The 18,796-nt window shown below is 73.3% G+C and carries 12 protein-coding genes; 6 read left to right on the top strand and 6 right to left on the bottom strand.

Translation table 11 applies throughout. The annotated features are described in order from the left end of the window. Positions 1-17: 17 nt before the first annotated feature. Positions 18-3,305: a sacsin N-terminal ATP-binding-like domain-containing protein gene (locus ACVCAG_RS27310; RefSeq protein WP_447190506.1), complete on the bottom strand. Its 3,288-nt coding sequence runs from the start codon at positions 3,303-3,305 to the stop codon at positions 18-20. A gap of 186 nt (positions 3,306-3,491) precedes the next feature. After that, positions 3,492-4,307 carry a DUF3027 domain-containing protein gene (locus ACVCAG_RS27305; protein ID WP_440086271.1) on the bottom strand — a complete coding sequence of 272 codons (816 nt, stop codon included), beginning with the start codon at positions 4,305-4,307 and terminating at the stop codon, positions 3,492-3,494. A gap of 181 nt (positions 4,308-4,488) precedes the next feature. Here ACVCAG_RS27305 and ACVCAG_RS27300 point away from each other — a divergent pair, with 181 nt between their 5' ends. Further along, positions 4,489-6,132 (top strand): MFS transporter, encoded by a 1,644-nt coding sequence (locus tag ACVCAG_RS27300; RefSeq protein ID WP_440086272.1) that lies wholly within the window; start codon positions 4,489-4,491, stop codon positions 6,130-6,132. 109 nt (positions 6,133-6,241) lie between these two features. Here the strand turns inward: ACVCAG_RS27300 and ACVCAG_RS27295 are convergent, their stop codons facing one another. Further along, a complete protein-coding gene (locus ACVCAG_RS27295) occupies positions 6,242-6,640 on the bottom strand; it encodes a cold-shock protein (protein ID WP_344744291.1) in 399 nt (132 codons plus the stop codon). 90 nt (positions 6,641-6,730) lie between these two features. Beyond that, positions 6,731-7,360, bottom strand: coding sequence for an HAD hydrolase-like protein (locus ACVCAG_RS27290; RefSeq protein WP_440086273.1), 630 nt, complete (start codon positions 7,358-7,360; stop codon positions 6,731-6,733). Between the two features lie 493 nt (positions 7,361-7,853). On the opposite strand from ACVCAG_RS27290, the gene ACVCAG_RS27285 reads away from it, so the two are divergent. Further along, positions 7,854-8,477: a TetR family transcriptional regulator gene (locus tag ACVCAG_RS27285; protein ID WP_440086274.1), complete on the top strand. Its 624-nt coding sequence runs from the start codon at positions 7,854-7,856 to the stop codon at positions 8,475-8,477. Between the two features lie 43 nt (positions 8,478-8,520). On the opposite strand, the gene ACVCAG_RS27280 is transcribed toward ACVCAG_RS27285, so the two are convergent. Continuing rightward, the gene (locus tag ACVCAG_RS27280) at positions 8,521-10,425 is read right to left on the bottom strand and encodes a hypothetical protein (protein WP_447190505.1); all 1,905 of its coding nucleotides are present in this window, start codon (positions 10,423-10,425) and stop codon (positions 8,521-8,523) included. A 145-nt stretch (positions 10,426-10,570) separates the two neighbouring features. Here ACVCAG_RS27280 and ACVCAG_RS27275 point away from each other — a divergent pair, with 145 nt between their 5' ends. From ACVCAG_RS27275 to ACVCAG_RS27265, 3 genes are all read left to right on the top strand, one after another. Next, positions 10,571-13,006, top strand: coding sequence for a helicase-associated domain-containing protein (locus ACVCAG_RS27275; protein WP_440086276.1), 2,436 nt, complete (start codon positions 10,571-10,573; stop codon positions 13,004-13,006). A gap of 302 nt (positions 13,007-13,308) precedes the next feature. After that, positions 13,309-13,878 (top strand): hypothetical protein, encoded by a 570-nt coding sequence (locus ACVCAG_RS27270; RefSeq protein ID WP_440086277.1) that lies wholly within the window; start codon positions 13,309-13,311, stop codon positions 13,876-13,878. Between the two features lie 338 nt (positions 13,879-14,216). Further along, positions 14,217-15,863, top strand: coding sequence for a DNA repair helicase XPB (locus tag ACVCAG_RS27265; protein ID WP_440068963.1), 1,647 nt, complete (start codon positions 14,217-14,219; stop codon positions 15,861-15,863). A 240-nt stretch (positions 15,864-16,103) separates the two neighbouring features. On the opposite strand, the gene ACVCAG_RS27260 is transcribed toward ACVCAG_RS27265, so the two are convergent. Beyond that, on the bottom strand, positions 16,104-16,421 hold the full coding sequence (locus ACVCAG_RS27260) for a hypothetical protein (RefSeq protein ID WP_447190504.1): 318 nt from the start codon (positions 16,419-16,421) through the stop codon (positions 16,104-16,106). A 137-nt stretch (positions 16,422-16,558) separates the two neighbouring features. Between ACVCAG_RS27260 and ACVCAG_RS27255 the strand changes: the two genes are divergently transcribed. Beyond that, positions 16,559-18,580, top strand: coding sequence for a HelD family protein (locus ACVCAG_RS27255; RefSeq protein ID WP_447190503.1), 2,022 nt, complete (start codon positions 16,559-16,561; stop codon positions 18,578-18,580). Positions 18,581-18,796: the final 216 nt, after the last annotated feature.

Below are 18,796 nucleotides of genomic sequence, written 5' to 3'. Positions count from 1 at the left end.
CGCTCCCGGGCGATCGTCTAGGTCGAGGCGGTCCAGCTGTCCAGGTCGGCCTCGGCGAGCAGCAGCGGCACCGCCGCCGGATCGCGCAGCAGCGCCGCCACCGCGAGCCGGTCACCCCACTGGCCGGACGCCCAGGCGAGCCCGCGCGCCAGCCCCTCCACCCCCGAGGCGTGCACCGTGCCCTCGAAGAACCGCCAGGCCGCGGGGACACCGTCCACCAGCAGCCTCTCGTGCTCCACGTAGGTCGCGGGCGCGGTCGGCAGCAGTGACCGTACGGCGGCCGGGACGTCGCGCGTCTCGCCCGAGGACGTCACCTCACCCGCGGCCTCCTCCCCCGCCAGCGGCAGGTCGAGCAGCTCCGACAGCGCCTCGGCCAGGTCGAACGGGGCCAGGATCAGCGGCCGGCCCGCGACGAGCGGCAGCAGGTCCGGCGCCTCGACCACGACCGGCTCCCCCGGCTCGCCCGCCTCATCCCCGGCATCGGTGCCGGTGGACAGCGGGCGGCCGTCCTCCGCGTCGACGGCGACGATCGCGTCACCGAGGACGGCGCGTACGGCGCGCGGGGGCCCGACGCGGGCGGGGTCGACACCGGCGAGGGCCACCCACAGGGAGCGGAGCTGGGCGCGGTCGACCTCCACCGCGGGGTCGCCCAGCAGGTCGAGCAGCTCGTCGGGACCGCCGTGGGAGGCGAGGAGGTCGGCCAGCGTGCTCCGGACTCCGATCATCGCCAGCGCGGCCTCGTCGACGACGGCCGGGGCGTCGCCGTACAGGCCGAACAGCAGCGGGTCGCCCGCGGGGAGCCGCAGCTGCGTGGGGCGCCTGCCGGCGAGCACCGGGTGCGTGGAGAGCCACCAGGCGGTGTAGGACGGGACCTCCACGATCTCCCCCGCCACCAGGATCCGCAGCGGGTGCAGCACCGAGCGGAGCGGCGGGCGCGACAGCAGGGCGAGGGCGGCGGGCCAGTCGGCGACGTACTCCAGGTCGCGTACGGCGGAGAACTCCCGGGCGACCGGCGGTACGTCCATCTCGGGCAGCAGGTCGAGGACGGTCTCCAGCCACTCGTCCTCGCGATCCAGGTCGTGGTCGCACTCGTCCGGATCGATCATGACGTCGGAGTCGTTGACCACGGCGAAGCCGTCGAGCACCCCCGCCGCGGCGAGCACCCGGGGGCCGTACCGCTCCACCAGCTCGGGAGCGGCCGTGCCGAAGTGCGTCTCCCTGTCGAGCAGCCCGGCCAGCGACCCGTCGGCGAGGAGCAGCTCGCCCGCCGGGTACAGCTCGCCGTCGGCGCCGCGCAGCGCCAGCTCGGACAGCCAGGGGGCGTCGCCCGCGGTCAGCCCCGCGGCGTCGACCAGCGCGAGCACCGCCTGGGCCACCGGTTCCGAGTCGGGGCTGTCGAGCGACTCCGATACGGCGGAGCGGGTCAGCGGGTCCTCCAGGACGGTGCGGGGGGTGGCCTCGCCCGCGCCGAGCCTGAGCAGGAGGGGATGGGCCGCGTCCGGGTGCACCACGCGCAGCCCGAGCGGGGCGAGGACGGCCGGGTCCAGCGCGGAGCCGTCGGTCAGCAGCAGCGTGCCGCGCGGCCCCCTGACCAGGCGGCCGTCGGCCAGCGGCACCGGCAGCGCGCCGAGGGCCTCGGGGTCGTCGGCGGGCAGCACCTCGTACAGCGACCGCCACCAGGCCGGGTCCCTGTCCTTGACGGCGTCGCCGGAGAGCATGTCCACGATCTCGGAGAGCTGCACTCGGCTGACACCGAGCGCGGTGATCGCCGGATGCCGGGACGGCCACCCCGCGGGCAGCAGCCCGGGGATCATGGGGGCGACCCGCTCCAGCAGCTCGGCCGGGGCCGCGACCACGGAGGCCTGCCGCCCGGAGACGACCAGCTCCTCACCCTCGGAGAGCGGGGCCGGGGAGGCGCCGCCTCCGGCGGCCACCTCGGAGGGGTCGGGAAGCAGGAGCGAGGTGCCGGAACCGCCCGGCCTGCCCGTCGAGGCCGGGTCCGCGGGCGGGGAGAGCGCGGGGAGCAGCGGGGTGTCGGGGAGCCTGCGCAGGATCGCCCGGCGGATGCGGGCGTCGAGCTCGCCCTTGCCCATCATGCCGGGGACGAGGTCGAGGAGCCGCGGCGTGCGGGGCAGGCCGGCGAGCAGCTCCAGATAGGTGTCGGCGGCCCGCTCGACCAGGAAGTCGGCCAGCGGACCCGGCGCGACGTGCCGCCGGTCGGTGGCCATCGGGAACGAGGCGATCAGCAGCGCGGGCAGGTCCAGCGGCTCGTCGCTCGGCGTGGGCGCGTGCACCACGGGCGGCACCAGGGCGGGCAGCGGCCGGGGCTCCCCGACCGGCGTCTCCTTCCCCGAACCGGCCGCGGTCCCGCCCGGGGCACCGCCCGAGAACCCGGCGGACGCGGAACCGGCGGCGGGCGCGAACCCGGCGGATCCAGAACCGGACCCGGACCCGGTGACGGACCCGGGACCGGCGGATCCGGGACCGGTGACGGGTACGGCCCAGCGGACCAGCCAATGCGGCCGGGAGCGCTCCTCGGTCGGGCGGTCGGCGAAGAGCTCGGCCACCTGCTCGGGGGTGAACCGCCCGGAGGCCGAGACGACCTTCCAGCCCTCGGAGGTGACGGTCCGCGTCTCGCCGTCCACGTCGACCTCGATCGACTCCAGGGCGGGCAGGCCGAGCAGCAGGGCGGGGCTGGTCTCCCTCAGCATCGCCCGTACGGCCTCCTCGGCCGCCTCGTCACGGAGCGGCAGCCGCACGAGCGTGTCGAACCCGGCGGGGATCTCGACCGGGCCCGCGGGGAAGGGCAGGCGCAGCAGCGGGACGTGCCCGCCGCGCTCGGCCAGCTCCTTGGCCAGCTCGGGCTCGGCGGCCACCAGGGCGGCGGTCTGGTCGCGGGACCAGCGGACGACCCCGGAACCGAGCGAGCCGATCACCGGCTCGTCGCAGACCGACACCACGGCCGCGAACCCGACGCCGAAACGGCCGGCCGCGTGGGTGTCGTCGCGCTTGGCGGAGACGCGCAGCGTGGACAGCCCCTCGATCCCGGCCCTGTCGACCGGGGCGCCGGTGTTGGCGGCCGACAGCACGCCCTCGCGCAGCGAGAGGCGGAGCCGCCCGGGCACCCCGGCGCGGAGCGCGGCGTCCGCGGCGTTCTGGGCCAGCTCGACGATCAGCCGGTCACGGTAGCCGCCGAGCGCGAAGTCCTCCTCCGCGTTGGCGTCCTCGCGGAAACGGGCCGGCGAGGCGGTCCAGGCGGCCAGGACGGCGGAGCGCAGTCGTTCGGTGCCGAAGATGTCAGTCAAGGCGATGCTTCCAAAGGTCGATGCCCCGCACGGCCGGGCGTCCCGGCCGGAACGGCCCGAACGGCCCAGGCGGCCGGGACGCCACGGGAGCGGCGCCCGGCCGCGACGGCCGGGTGTGCCGCCGGGACGGCGGCGGGGCGGGATGGACCCGGTGCCCCGGGTTGGGAACGGCCCTGCGGCGCCGGGTCAGGAGTGGCCGAGCGGCTCGGAGGCGGTGTCGTCCACCGATCCGGCCAGATCCGGTTCCGTGCCGTTCTCCGCGGTGTCGTAGGAGAGGTCGTCGAGGATCGGCGAGGTCGGCTCGACCTGGTGCGGCAGCACGGCCGCCTCGGAGTGCGCACCACAGCCGTGGTCGGCGGCGACCACCCGTCCGTCGTCGGGGGCGTACTCGTTGGCGCAGACCCCGAAGCCGGTGCGCAGCGCGCCCGCGAGCGGCCAGTAGAAGCCGCAGGTGGAGCACTGGGCGGGCGCGGCGTGCGCGAGCGGGGTGTGCGGCCCCGACTCGCCGGAGTGCCAGCGCCGCACGGCGCGGTCGCGGCCGATCGGGGAGAGCACCCGGGCCCGACCGAGGCCGTACTCGAAGATCATCTGATGGTCGGAGTCGTCGTCGGTCTCGGTGAAACCGGGCGCGAGCCTGTCGTCGTCGTCGGAGGTGGGCAGCAGATCGCCCACGCCGAGGTCACCGGGCAGGAGCCGCTCGCTCCACGGCACCCACTGCGGCGGCATCAGGGCCCCCGCGCCGGGCAGGAGCACGACCTCGCTGACCGTCACGTTGCGCGCCCGCGAGGCCCGGGCGACCGTGACGGCCCAGCGCCAACCCCGGTAGGCACGGTCGAGACAGGCGAAGTAATGGGTGACGACGCGGTCTCCCTCGCCCTCGACCCCGAGGTGGTCGCCCACCTCTCCGGGCCTGACGTTCTCCTCGACCGCGGCTCTGGCCAGGTCGACGGCCGCGACGCACGCCTGGTCAAGGACCACGGCGCGGGATCGAGTCCGGCTCACGAGTCGTCTCCCGTCAGCCTCGCAGCACGACGGCTGCTGTCCCTACTGGCTCGCTCGCTCACTGCGCTCACAGTTCATTCTCGCCCATGACCGGAGCGAACGGCACCGTGGACATCCCATCGTCCACGGAGTGACCTAGCGCACCGGACAACTCACCCGCCCTTCGGGTATGACTGGATACGTGGCAGCTGGGTGGGAACGGGCGCGGAAGACGGTGGGCGAGGCCTCTCGGCGGGTCGGCGGGGCCGCCGCCGCCGCGGGCCGGGCCGCCGCGCGCGCGGGCCGCGGCACGAGCCGGGTGACGGCGCGAGCCGGCAAGGGAGCGGGCCGGGCGACGGCGCGGGCGGGCCGGGGGGCGGTCAGCGGCACCCAGCGGGCGGGCCGGGCCGCGCGGCGGCTGACCCACGCGCAGGGCGCGGGCCGCACCGGGCTGGGCCAGCTGATCGAGTTGACCGCCGCGCACAGCGCGGGCGACGCCCTGGTCACCGCCGCCCTGGCCGGCACCCTCTTCAAGCTCCCGGTGAACGAGGCACGCGGCCAGGTCGCGCTCTACCTGCTGATCACGATGATCCCGTTCGTGGTGGTCGCGCCGTTCGTCGGCCCGGTCCTCGACCGGTTCCGCTCCGGGCGGCGTTTCGTGATGGCCGGAACCCTCTTCGGCCGCGGGCTCCTCTGCTTCGCGATGGCGGCGGCGATCGTCCCCGGCGACGTGTTCACGATCTTCCCGGCGGCGCTGGCCGTGCTGGTGCTGTCGAAGGCCTACAACGTCTCCCGCGCGGCGATCATGCCGAGCGTGCTGCCCGCCGACATCGCGCTGGTCACGGCCAACGCGCGGGTCGCCCTGTTCGCGTTGGTCACGGCGGGCGTCGCGGTGCCGATCGGAGCGGGCGCCAGCGCCTGGCTGGGCGCCGAGTGGGTGCTGCGCGGGGCGACGGTGCTCTTCCTGCTCCAGGGCGTGCTGGCCGTACGGCTCCCGCGCCACATCGACTCCCCCGACCTGGAGGGACTGGACGACGAGGGAGAGGAACGGCCGCCCCGCTGGCGCACGATGCTGAACGTGGGCCCGGTGGTGGCCGAGGCGATGCACGCCAACGTGGCCATCCGCCTCTACTCCGGGTTCCTGCTCTTCTATCTGCTCTTCCTCGTCCAGGACAAGAACCTGCCCGGCCTGCCGCCGATGGTCGCCATCGGCGTGCTGGCGGTGGCCGCCGGGGTCGGAGGGCTGGCGGGCACCGCCGTGGCCTCGTGGGTGCGCAACCACTCCCCGCAGGTCATCGTGCTGGGCACGCTCGCCATGACGACCGCGATCACGATACTGGCGGCCGTCGTCTTCCAGCTGTGGAGCGCGGTGGCGGTCGCGCTGGTGGCCGCGTTCGCCCAGGGGCTGGGCAAGCTCGCGCTGGACGCGATCGTGCAGCGGGAGATCGGCGAGGAGGTGCGCTCGTCCACGTTCGGGGTGGTGGAGGCCTTCCTGCAGATCGCCTGGGTGCTGGGCGGCCTGGTCGGGCTCTGGCTCTCGCTGTTCGCGGGCGGGTCGGCGGGGCTGGCCGTGATGGCCGCGGTGCTGGCCGGCTCGCTCGGCTGGCTGCTGGTACGCCGCCGCAGGCGGGTCCGCGAGGTGGACGCCAGGGTCGAGGCCGCCAGGGACGCGCGCCCCGCCCCGTCCGGGCCGCACCCCGCGACGGACGGAGAGCGGCCCTCGCGGGGCGCGACGCCGGAGGAGCGGGCCAGGCCGCGCCCCGCCGGGACGACCACCACGGTCGTGCACCACGGGGACCCCCCGACGGAGAAGCGGACCAGACCGCTCACCAACCCCCACGGCTGAGCCGCGAGGGTCTCCGGGCGTTCGGCGTTCGGGGAGGGCCTGGACCCGCACGGCTGAGCCGCGGAGCGGGCACGGGAGATCGGGTCGACCGGCGGGCGGCCGGCGGGTGTCAGTCGTCCAGGTCGTCGGCGACGGCCCGGAGCACGGCGGCGATCTTCTTCGCGTGCGCGGCCTCGGGCTGCTTGCCCCTCTGGTACGACGTGGAGACCGTGTCCAGAAGCTTGATCAGGTCCTCCACGATGACGACCATCTCGTCGGGCTTCTTGCGCTTGCCCTTGGGCTTGGCGGTCTTGGCGAGGGTGGGGGGCTGGTCGATCACTCGGACCGAGAGCGCCTGCTGGCCACGGCGCCCCTCCGCCACGCCGAATTCGACCTTCTGGCCCGGCTTGAGGGAGTCCACGCCGGAGGGTAGCGCGGAAGAATGCACGAAGACCTCGCCGCCGTCGTCGCGGGTGAGGAAGCCGAATCCCTTGTCGGCGTCGTACCACTTGACCTTGCCACTCGGCACAGGGGTGACCTCGTTCAGACTGTCGTGAAAAGGAATGGATGTAGGTTATGCCCCGCGGGCGCTGAGAGCGACCGTGTATTGGGACCCGAATTACACGAGAGCGGCGGGGGTTCGCCAGCCGTCGAACCATTCGACGAACTCGGTCAGATCACCCAGGATCACATCGGCTCCGTGATCACGTAGTTCTCCCACCGGATAGACACCCGTCGCCACCGCCACGCTGACGACTCCCCCCGCTCGTGCCGCGTCGATGTCCGCGACATGATCTCCAACATATGCGGCGGCGCCGAAAGCCGCGAGGGCCGGACCCTTGGCCGCCCCGAAAACCGACCCGGCGACCTCGTCCACCTCCAGGCCGAGGAACTCGACCGTGCTCGCCGCGTCGCGGGCGTTCTTCCCCGTCACGACGGCGATCCGGCCCCCCGCCCGCCGTACGGCCTCGACGGCCTCGCGCGCGCCGGGCATGAGGGTGGTGACCGGGATGGCGATCGACGGGTACAGCTCCCGGTAGACGTCGGCGGCCGCGGGGACCTCCTCGGCGGGCATCCAGTTGGCCAGCTCCCACTCCAGCGGCGGCCCCAGCCTGGCCACCACGGCGACGCTGTCGATGAAGACGCCGGTACGCAGCGCCACCTCGTCGTAAACGGCGGCGATGCCCGCGCGCGTGTCGGCGAGCGTCAGATCGAGGTCGAATCCCACGGAGTTCATCAGGTCACTCACCGCTCCTTGTCGGCTTCGCGAAGAGGATTCTCCGAGAAGCCCTCAAAGAATGCCAAATCACCCTAAACATGGCTAATCCTAAGCGTTGTACATGAGACCCCTCGCTGTGGAACCCTTCGCGAAAAGATTTCCTTATCCGGAAGGTTGGGTGCGCGTCCCTCTCCCGCGCTTCTCCGGGCGGCCGGCCTCCGGGACAGGTTTTCGCGGACCGGTCTCCATGGGCCTGTCCGTGGGTCTGTCCACGAAGACAGGCCCGGGGACCGGTTCCCCCCTCGGGACCACCCATCGTGCCGGTCCGTGTACGGGTCCGCGAGCGCCCGGTGGACCGGCCGGTGAGGCCGGGCAGCCGAACCGGGTGGTGAGGCCGGTCGGTGGGCCGCCTCGCGGGTGGACCCGCGGTCCTTCGGCACGGGCGGGAAGCGGCGCGCCGCGGTGCGGTGCGACCCGGTCCGGGTGGCACTGGATAAGGTCACGGAGGAGGTATCGGCAGAGAATGACCAGATCGACGCGCGAACGGATCATCGACGAGGCGCTGCGCCTGTTCGCCGAACGGGGCTACGCGGCGACCTCGGTGGCCGAGATCGAGGCCGCCTCCGGGCTGTCTCCCGGCGCCGGTGGCCTCTACCGGCACTTCAAGTCCAAGTACGAGGTGCTGGCCGCGGCGATGAACGAGCACGCCGCCAGGACGCGGGCACAGATCACCGAGACCCTGGCCGAGCTCAGCGTCGTCGACACCTCGACCGGCGTCGAGGAACGGCTGGCCCACCTGTGCGGGTTGGGGCTGGCCAAGGTCCGTGAGGAGAGGCAGCTGACGCGCGTCTTCTTCCGCGACCTGAGCCAGTTCCCCGAGCTGGTCGCGACCGTGCGCGAAGGTCTGCTGCAGCCCATGTTCGACGCGATCACCATGTGGTTCCGCGCCCAGCCCGAGTACGCCGGAGCCGCCGCCGACTGGCCCGCCATCGGTGCCGTACTCGGCGGGGCGGTGATCAATTACCAGCTGTTCGAGGAGACCGTGGGTGAGCCTCCCGGTCGCGTGGAGCGCGACCGCTTCGTCGCCTCCTGGGTGCGCCTCGCCCTCGGCCTGCTGCCCCGGCCGGCGGTCCAGGCCATCGGCTGACAGGCCCGGCGGCCCTTCGGGGACCGGGAGGACTCCACCGGTGTTATCCGGGCCGGCGGACCCCCCTTCCCACGGGGACCGGGGGATTGAGAAGGCGGTAGGCCAGCCAGAAGACGGCCCACGCCGTACCGAGCATGAACATGAGCCCGCTGATGGTGAAGAACTCGTCCACCACCGTGCCGAGGTCGTTCCTGGCCCTTACGAGAGCGACCAGTCCGCCACCAAGGGAGTAGCTCACGATCGGAGCGGCCAGCCCGAGCGCCTTGTCGGAGGTGTGCCAGTTCTCGCAGGCGATCACGACGAGCGCCGCGACGGCCCAGACCAGCACCGGGATCCTGAAGATCGCGATCGGGGCGAACGGGAAGGGGATCAGCAGACCGGCCAGGGCGAGCAGGGCCAGACCGACCATCTCGCGCCGGTGGCCCAGCAGGATCGTCCGGGCGTCCTGGGTACCGGGGACGACGTCCTCCCTCGACCGGGCCGGGCGTCGCCGGCGCAGCCAGCCGGGCCGGTTTCGCGCCTGCTTCCTGGCCAGCCGCTCCTCGGCCTCCCGCATTCCCCTGGCCACGCCGGGCGGAAGCCCCGGGCGGTCCTCCGCGCCTCCCGGCTTCCCGCGCGGCGCCTCCACTCGATCTCCCTTCGGATCCTCCACCCGCTCCCCCTGAAGTTCCCGCGGCTTCCTCGGCTCCTGAGACTCCGGAGGCGGCTCCGGTGTCTCCCGCCGTGCCACCGGCGGCGGGAGAGGGTCCTGTACGGACGGGATCTCCTCGGTCGGCGGGTCGCTCTCCACCGCGTCCTCCCACTCGTCCGCGGCGTCTCCCCCGCTTCCCGGGCGGCTACCGGGGGGGATGTCGGGCTCGTCCTCTTCCGGGACGGCCGATGATCCGGGGACGGCCGATGATTCCGGGACGGCCGATGATTCCGGGACGGCCGATGATTCCGGGACGGCCGATGACGACCGCGCGCGGGCCGGGAAGATCCGCTCCACCCACCTGGACCCGCGCGAGGCCGAGGACCCGGGAGCATCCGGCTCCGGGCGCTCCGGCTCGGGACGATCCGGGGTGCGATGACCCCGCGCGGGTTCGCCGGCGTCCGGGCCGGCGCCGGTCGAGGCGTACGGATGCCCCCGAACGGGGCGGCGGGAGGGCGGGAGACCGGGATCCCCCGGCGTGCTCTCGCGGGCGGCCGACGAGGCACGTCCGGCCGTCTCCGCCTCACCCGGCGCGGGTGAAGACGAGGGCGAGGGCGTGGGTGAAGGCGTGGGCGAGGGCGCCGCTGGATCGGGGGTGGCCGGAGACGGTGAACCCTCCGGCGTGCGACCGGGACCGCCCGGGCCGGAGACCGCATCCTGCGGCGTGGGAGCGGGATCCTCGGGACCGGGCCTCTCGGAGGTGGGGTCGCGGTCCTCGGGGACGTGCCCTCCCCGAGGGGGGTCGTGGTCCTCGGGGACCGAACCTTCCGGGGTGGGGGCGGAGAGAGGCATGGCGGCCACCGGATCGACGGCTGAGGTGACGGTGAGATCCGTGGCGCGGATGGAGCGGCCGGCGCCGCCGGCGGTCCCCGCGGGATCCTCCCGGGGCCTGGGAACCGTGCCGGAGTCCTCACGCGAGCCCCCGGAACCCCCGGAACCCCCGGATCTCCGGGAACCCCGGGAACCCTTCTCGGAAACCCGCGGCTCGGGGCGCCCCGGTGGATTCTCCGAAGCCCGGGAGGGCGCCTCCCTCCCCAGGCGGCGCAACTCGCGACTGACCAGCGCGGCCGGGTCGCCGAACCGGGCCAGGACCCTCGCCACGGCGGCGGGGTCGTCCACTCCGGCCCGCTCGGCGTCGATCCGCCTGCGCAGCACCGCGACGAAGTCGATCCGCTGTCTCGGCGGCAGCACGCCGTGGGCCGCGTCGGCCGCCTTGCTGACGTAGTCCAGGACGAGCTGGTCCGCACGCTCGATCACACTGGCCATCCTCTCTCGACATCGTCTCGCTCGTGAGCTTCTTCCCCCATTCACCGTCCATCACGTGATCGGCCGGCCCTCTTCACGGGATCCCGAAATTCCCCCAGGCCGCGCGATGTCGGTCAAGCCTCCTACCATTGGCGGAATGAGCACGGAGTTCACCGAGTGGCTGCGCGGCCGGAGCGACGACCGGTTGCGGGCTCTCGTCTCCGTGCGGCCCGAGCTCATCACCCCCGTGCCCGCCCACCTGGAAGGACTTGCCGGACGGGCGAGCAGCCCGTCGGCGGTGGGCAGGGCACTCGACCGGCTCGACCGGTTCACGCTCGCGGTCGTGGAGACGCTGGCCGTGCTGCCCGGCCCGGTCGCCTACAGGTCACTGCGTGCCCAGATGGCCCGCGCCCTTCCTGGAGCGGCCGATCCGGAGTTCCAGAGCGCCCTCAAGGAGACGGTCGAGCGGCTGCGCACCATGGCCCTGATCTACGGGCCCGACCGCGCCCTGGCTCCGGCGCCCGGGGTGCGGGAGGTGCTCGACGCTCCCGCGGGGCTCGGTCCGCCCGCCGTGGAGGCGTTCAGGCACCACCCCGCCGAGCGGCTGGCCGAGCTTGTCCAGGACGTCACGGGCGACGGCGGCGCCACCGGCGACACCGGGAACGCCACCAAGGAGACGCTCGCCGCGCTGCTCCGCGACGGGGAAATCGTCGGACGGCTGGTCGAGGAGGTCTCGCCGCAGGCGCGGTCCGCGCTGAACGAGCTGGTCTGGGGACCGGCCAGCGGCCGGGTGCCCAACGCCCGCCGTGAGGTGCGGGCCGCCACCGCGCAGTCGCCGATCGAGCAGCTCCTCTCCCGTGCCCTGCTCGCCGCCACCGGCGAGGAGACCGTGGTGCTGCCCCGCGAGGTCGCCCTGTTCCTGCGCGGCGGCCGCATCCACCGGGACCTGTCCCCCTTCCCGCCCGCGACCGAGGGCACCGAGCGCGACCGGAGGCTCGCCGACCGCACGGCCGCCGGGCAGGCGTTCACGTTCACCCGCGCGGTGGAGGAGCTGTGCGAGCGCTGGAGCGCCGACCCGCCCGGCGTGCTCCGCAGCGGCGGCCTGGCCGTGCGTGACCTCAAGCGGACCGCGGGCCTGCTCGACCTGCCCGAGTGGGTGGCGGGGCTGGTTGTCGAGGTGTCGTACGCGGCGGGGCTGATCGCGGCCAGCGGCACCGTCGACGGCGACTGGCTGCCCACCCCCGTCTACGACGGCTGGCGGGTGAAGTCCACGGAGGACCGCTGGGTGGTGCTGGCCACGGCCTGGCTCACCATGGACCGGGTGCCGGGGGTCATCGGCGAGCGCGACGAGCGCGACCGGCTGCTCAACGCCCTCCACCCCGACCTGCGGCGCCCGGCCGCCGCCGAGGTCCGCGCCACGACCCTGGGCGTGCTCGCCTCGACGCCGGGGGTGGCGCCGACCCTCGACGCGGTACGCGAGCGCCTGGCCTGGGAGCAGCCCCGTCGTCGCGGAGGTCACCGCGACGAGCTGGTGGAGTTCACGTTGCGCGAGGCCGAGCAGATCGGCGTCACCGGGCTCGGGGCGCTCGCGGCCCACGGTCGCGCCCTGCTCCCCGACTCCTCCGGCGGCGCCGGCGGTTCGGCCGTCCCGGCCGGTCCGGGCGGTGGCGGCCGTCCGGTGTCCGCCGCCCACCTGCTGCTCCCGCTGCTGCCCGAGCCGCTCGACCACGTGCTCCTTCAGGCCGACCTGACCGCGGTCGCCCCCGGGCCGCTCACCGGCGACCTGCGGCGGTGGCTGGCGATGGCGGCCGAGGTGGAGTCGACCGGCGGCGCGACGGTCTACCGCTTCGACGAGCGGTCGATCCGGCGGGCACTGGACGCCGGGCAGGGTGCCGACGAGCTGCTGGCCATGCTGGAGCGCCACTCGACCACGCCCGTGCCGCAGCCGCTCAGCTACCTGGTCACCGACGTGGCCAGGCGACACGGCCGGATGCGCGTCGGCACGGCGAGCGCGTACGTGCGGTGCGACGACCCCTCCCTGCTCGACGAGGTGATGGCCGACAAGCGGGCGATCCCGTTGCGGCTGCGGCGGCTCGCTCCCACGGTGATCGCCTCCAAGTCCTCCCGGCCGGCGCTGGTCGACTCGCTGCGCGCGATGGGCTACGCCCCGGCGGCGGAGTCGCTCGACGGTGACGTGATCATCACCCAGCTCGACGTCCGCCGGACCGAGGGCACCTCCGCGGGCCGTTCCCCGGTCACGTTCAGCGGCCACGAGGCCGACGTGGTGGCGGCCGCCGTGCGCGCCGTGCGCGCGGGCGACGCCGCGCACCAGGCTCGCCGCGCCCCGGTGGCCGCCCCCGGCGGCCAGGTGCCACGCTCCCCCGCCACCGCCACGATCACCGCCCTTCGCGAGGCCATCCGGCAGGGATCGCAGGTCTGGATCGGCTACCTCGACTCCCAGGGCAACGCCACCAGCCGGATCCTCGAACCCGCCCGGATGGAGGGCGGCTATCTCACCGCCTACGACGAGACGCGGGCGGCGGTGCACCGCTTCGCCCTGCACCGCATCACCGGCATAGCCGACATCGTGTGAGACGCCCCCTGCCGGTTCCGCCGGGGACCGGAAAGCCCGTGCGGCCCCGGTGTGCCGGACGAGAGCACGGGGTAGTCTCAGGTTCCGGAACGGGGCCGCCACGAGCTCGGCCGACGGTCCGGTGGCGGCGCACCGTCCGCCGCGTCGTTCAGCGGGACGCTCGCCAAGGCGCGAGGGTCCTCCTCCGGGTCTCCTCCGGCCGCCGGGATGCGACCGAGTCCATTCGCCCCTGACACCCGGCTCACGACCCATATCGTGATAACAGTTGACGTTCTGAGCTCCAAAGAAGCGAGAGATCCCCAGTGAGCAGCGGTCACTCCGAAGGCCCCAGCACCAACCCGGACGACTGGAAGAGCCCCTACGCCACGGGGCCGGGCCAGGCCCCGGGCCACGACCGGCAGCCGTACGGCTACGAGCAGACCCAGCAGGGTTACCAGCCGGAGTACGTCCAGCCGGAGTACGGTCAGCCCGAATACGGCAAGGCCCAGGGCTATGGCCAGACCCCCGGCCATCCCGACCAGCCCTACGGACAGGGGTATGGACAGGGCTACGGCGAGCAGCCCTACGGGCAGGGGTACGGGCAGGGCTACGGGGCGCCGCCGTCCCGCGAGGTCGAGAGCGTCAGGACGCACGCTATCGTCGCCCTGGTCATCAGCCTCGTGCTCGCGCTGAGCTGCTTCGCGAGCCCCGGCGGCCTCATCGGCACCATCCTGTCGGGCCTCGCGCTGGGCAGGGTCGACACCGACCCGCGAGGCGCGAGGAACCTGCTCAAGTGGACCTGGATCAGCGTCGGCGCCAACGTCGTGCTGCTCGTCCTGGGCGTGGCCTTCTTCATCGTCGCCGGCCTCAACGGCGCCTTCGGCCCGAGCTGACCATGCCGAGGACCGCCCGCCGGAGCCGTACGCGCGGCACCGGACACGCGAGGACCGGGCGTCCGGACGGGCGGACACCCGGCGGGCGGGCGTGCGCGAACCGGGTACACGACGTACGGACACCCGACGGGCGGACACGCGACAGGCGGGCGCGCGCGGACCGGGCACACGACGGACGGGCAGGTGACGGACGGGCGCGGGAGACCGGATGGGCCGGTCGGGACTGCCCGGACGTTCCCGTCTGTTGCATACAGGGAGCGCGGGACGACCCTTCGGGCGTCCACGGGTGCGACCATGAGCTGATCCGCCGTAACCTGCGGTGACCAAGGGAGAAGTCTGTGACTGACGGACCATTGATCGTCCAATCGGACAAAACCCTGCTCCTTGAAGTCGATCACGAGAGGGCCGGGGAGTGCCGCAAGGCGATCGCCCCGTTCGCGGAGCTGGAGCGTGCCCCCGAGCACGTGCACACCTACCGGATCACCCCTCTGGCGCTGTGGAACGCGCGGGCCGCCGGGCACGACGCCGAGCAGGTGATCGACGCGCTGATCGCGCACAGCCGCTACCCCGTGCCGCACGCGCTGCTGGTCGACGTCGCCGAGACGATGTCGCGCTACGGCAGGCTCCGCCTGGAGAAGCACCCGGTTCACGGGCTCGCCCTGACCAGCACCGACAAGGCCGTGCTGGAAGAGGTCCTGCGCGCCAAGAAGATCCAGCCGCTGCTGGGCGAGCGCCTGGGCGACGACGGCGTGGTGGTGCACCCGAGCGAGCGCGGAAACATCAAGCAGCACCTGCTCAAGCTGGGCTGGCCCGCCGAGGACCTGGCCGGATACGTCGACGGCGAGCACCACCCGATCGCGCTCACCGAGGACGGCTGGGAGCTGCGCACCTACCAGCGGGAGGCCGCCGAGGCGTTCTGGCACGGCGGCTCCGGCGTGGTCGTGCTCCCCTGCGGGGCGGGCAAGACGATCGTGGGCGCGGCGGCGATGGCGCAGGCCAAGGCGACGACGCTGATCCTGGTGACCAACACGGTCTCCGCGCACCAGTGGAAGCAGGAGCTGCTCAAGCGGACCTCGCTGACCGAGGACGAGATCGGCGAGTACACCGGCACGAAGAAGGAGATCCGGCCCGTCACCATCGCCACGTACCAGGTGATGACGACCCGCAGGCAGGGCGTCTACCGGCACCTGGAGCTGTTCGACGCCCGCGACTGGGGCCTGGTCGTCTACGACGAGGTGCACCTGCTGCCCGCGCCGATCTTCCGGATGACCGCCGACCTGCAGGCCAGGCGGCGGGTGGGCCTGACCGCGACGCTCGTGCGCGAGGACGGCAGGGAGGGCGACGTGTTCTCCCTGATCGGTCCCAAGCGGTACGACGCGCCGTGGAAGGAGATGGAGAACCAGGGCTGGATCGCCCCGGCCGACTGCGTCGAGGTGCGGGTGACGCTGACCGACGAGGAGCGGCTGGCCTACGCGATGGCCGAGTCCGAGGAGCGCTACCGGTTCTGCGCGACCACGCCGTCCAAGACGCGGGTGACCGAGGCGCTGGTCCGCCGGCACCTGGACGAGCAGGTGCTGGTCATCGGGCAGTACATCGACCAGCTCGACGAGCTCGGCGAGCACCTGAACGCGCCGGTGATCAAGGGGGAGACGAAGGTCAAGGAGCGGGAGCGGCTCTTCCAGGCGTTCCGCGACAAGGAGATCCAGGTCCTGGTCGTCTCCAAGGTCGCCAACTTCTCCATCGACCTGCCGGAGGCGGCGGTGGCCATCCAGGTGTCGGGCACCTTCGGGTCCCGGCAGGAGGAGGCTCAGCGGCTGGGCCGGGTGCTGAGGCCGAAGGCCGACGGGGGCGGGGCCCGGTTCTACTCGGTGGTCAGCCGTGACACGGTGGACCAGGACTTCGCCGCCCACCGGCAGCGGTTCCTGGCCGAGCAGGGGTACGCGTACCAGATCATCGACGCGGACGACGTGCTCGCCGGAGAATGACCCCACCTGGCGAACACGTCGTCAATTTGTGTCAGGTCCACGAAATCCCGCGGGCTTTCGACAAACAAACCACCCCCTCGCTAGGCCTCGGCGGCCACTGGCGACATACCCCCATGATCTGAGGGAGTCACCATGTTTGCCGCGCTTTTTCGCTATTTCGACAGAGAATGACGGAGGGTGGCAGATCGACTACCGAACGATCGGGGTGGCGACCCTGCGATCAGGGTGACGCCCGGGCGATCACAATGACGACCGGACGATCAGGCCGCCCGCGAAGAGAACGCCCTCCGCGACCACCCAGGCGGCCACCGCGGCGGTCATCAGCGCGGTGAAACGACTTCCGGCGCCGCGCCTCCCCGGCGCCAGCAGGGCGGCCGCCGTGCAACAGACCGCGACCGCCGCGAACAGGGACGACAGCCTGACCACCCCGGCCAGCCCGTCCACGCAGCCGGGGTCGGAGCAGAAGGCCTCGACCCCCCAGCCCGCGAACACCGAGAATCCCCAGAGCGCGGCCAGGAGAAGACTGGCGACGGCCGGTATGACAGGGGAGATCCGCACGACCGTTGGGATACCCGCGACCGCCGCTTCCCAGTCCGGCATTAATCCTTTTGAGACGCGGGTGAGTCGCCGCTAAGCTGGTCGATTCGCTGCCCGATGACCACCACCTCCGTTTATCGAATGGGAGGCGCTTCAGCGTGCCCGCACATCAATTGGCCCCTGACATAACCGACGATCCCGCCCGGATTCTCGCCGCCGAGCGCGAACACCTGGCCACCTCCAGGGCGGCGCTCCGCGCGATGCGCGAGCACGCCCGCTCCCTCTCCTCCGACGCCGCCGGAGACTGGGTCTCCCAGCAGATCCTGCAGGCGCTGCTGGACCAGCGCGTCGAGGCGCTCGCCGACCACTCCGGCACGCCGCTGTTCTTCGGCCGCCTCGACCGCCAGGCGGGAGACGACCTTCCCGGTACGGTCTACGTCGGGCGCAGGCACGTCCACGACGACAGCAGCCGCCCCCTGGTCATCGACTGGCGGGCCCCGGTCTCGCGGGCCTTCTACCAGGCCAGCCCGTCCGACCCGATGCGCGTCGCGCTGCGCCGCAGGTTCGGTTACCGGGGCGGCGACCTGACCGCCTACGAGGACGAGCGCCTCGACCTGGGCGGCCCCGCCCTCGCCCAGAGCAGGATCCTCACCGAGGAGATCGAGCGTCCGCGCTCGGGGCCGATGCGCGACATCGTCGCGACGATCCAGCCCGACCAGGACGAGATCGTCCGCTCGGACCTGGGGCGGACGGTGTGCGTCCAGGGCGCCCCCGGCACCGGGAAGACCGCCGTCGGCCTGCACCGGGCGGCCTACCTGCTCTTCACCCACCGCGAGCGGCTCGCCAGGTCGGGCGTGATGATCGTCGGCCCGAACCGGGCGTTCCTCTCCTACATCTCCTCCGTGCTCCCCGCCCTGGGTGAGGTCAAGGTCGACCAGACCACGGCCGCCGGGATCCTCGGCGACCACTCCGCCCCGGAGGACCCCGCCACCAGCACGATCAAGGGTGACGCGAGGATCGTCCCCGTGCTCGGGCGCGCCCTGTGGATGCACGTCGTCAAGCCCACCGAGGGCGTGCTGTTCACCAAGGGGATCAACCGCTACCGGGTGGCCGACCACGAGGTCCGCGAGATCGTCGCCGCGCTGCGCGGCACCACCCGCTACGGCCCGGGGCGTGCCACGCTCGCCCAGCGTCTCGCCCACCTGGTGCTCGTCCGGATGGAGCAGCGCGGCGAGTCGCCCGACGACCGGGTGCAGGACGCGGTGGCCAGGTCCAAGCCGGTCAGGCAGCTCGTGGACCTGGTCTGGCCCAAGCTGACCCCGCAGCAGGTGCTCCACCGGTTGTTCAGCGACCCCGCCTTCCTCGCCGCCGCGGCCAAGGACGACCTCACGGCCGAGGAGCAGTCGCTGCTGCTGTGGGCGAAGCCCGCCAAGTCCTTCCGCTCGGCCAAGTGGTCGGCGGCCGACGGCGCGCTGATGGACGAGCTGGCCGACATGATCGAGCGGACCACCCCGCTGGGCCACCTGGTCGTGGACGAGGCCCAGGACCTGTCGGCCATGCAGCTGCGGGCCCTGGGGCGGCGCTGCCGCACCGGCTCTGCCACCGTGCTGGGCGACCTCGCGCAGGGCACCACTCCCTGGTCCGCCCGCTCCTGGACGGAGGTCCTCACCCATCTCGGCTTCGAGGACGGCGCGGTCACCGAGCTCACCCTCGGCTTCCGGGTGCCCCGGGAGGTCCTCGACTACGCGGCCAGGCTGCTGCCCTCCGTCGCCCCCGACCTGGCCGCTCCCCGGTCGCTACGGCCCGGCGCGGGCTCCCTGTCGGTGCGCCCGGCGCCCGACCTGGCGGTGTCGCTGGCCCGCGCCGCCGAGGAGGCGCTCGCCCGCGAGGGGTCGATCGGCGTCATCGTCCCCGACGCCTCGGTGGGCGCCGTGTCCAAGGCCCTGGCCCACCTGGAGCATCGGGTGCTGAGCCCCGACACGGTCGAGGACCACCGCCTCCTGGTCGTCCCGGCGTCCCTGGCCAAGGGCCTGGAGTACGACCACGTGATCGTGTCCGAGCCCGCCGACATCGTCGACGCCGAGCCCCGCGGCCTGGCCCGCCTCTATGTGGTGCTGACCCGCGCGGTCACCTCCCTGACCGTCCTGCACTCCAGGCCGCTGCCCACGCAGCTCGGCTAGCCTCGGGGCCGCGTACGGGCCACCGCGCCGGGCGACGGGGTACGACGCCGAGGAGCACGGGGACGAAGCGGAGCACGGAAACAAAAAGAGGCGGCCCCGGCACTTCGGGGTCGCCTCTTTTTCGAAAGCGCGTGGACTCAGAAGTCCATGTCGCCGCCGCCGGGCATGGCGGGGGCGGCTCCGGCCTTCTCGGGCTTCTCGGCGATGACGGCCTCG

The sequence above is a fragment of the Streptosporangium sp. G12 genome (assembly GCF_052983175.1).
This window is presented reverse-complemented; position numbering and strand designations above follow the sequence as displayed.

Coding starts and splice junctions, on each gene's coding strand:
- ACVCAG_RS27285 (WP_440086274.1), top strand. CDS start 7,854: ATGACCAGATCGACGCGCGAACGGATCATCGACGAGGCGCTGCGCCTG.
- ACVCAG_RS27275 (WP_440086276.1), top strand. CDS start 10,571: ATGAGCACGGAGTTCACCGAGTGGCTGCGCGGCCGGAGCGACGACCGG.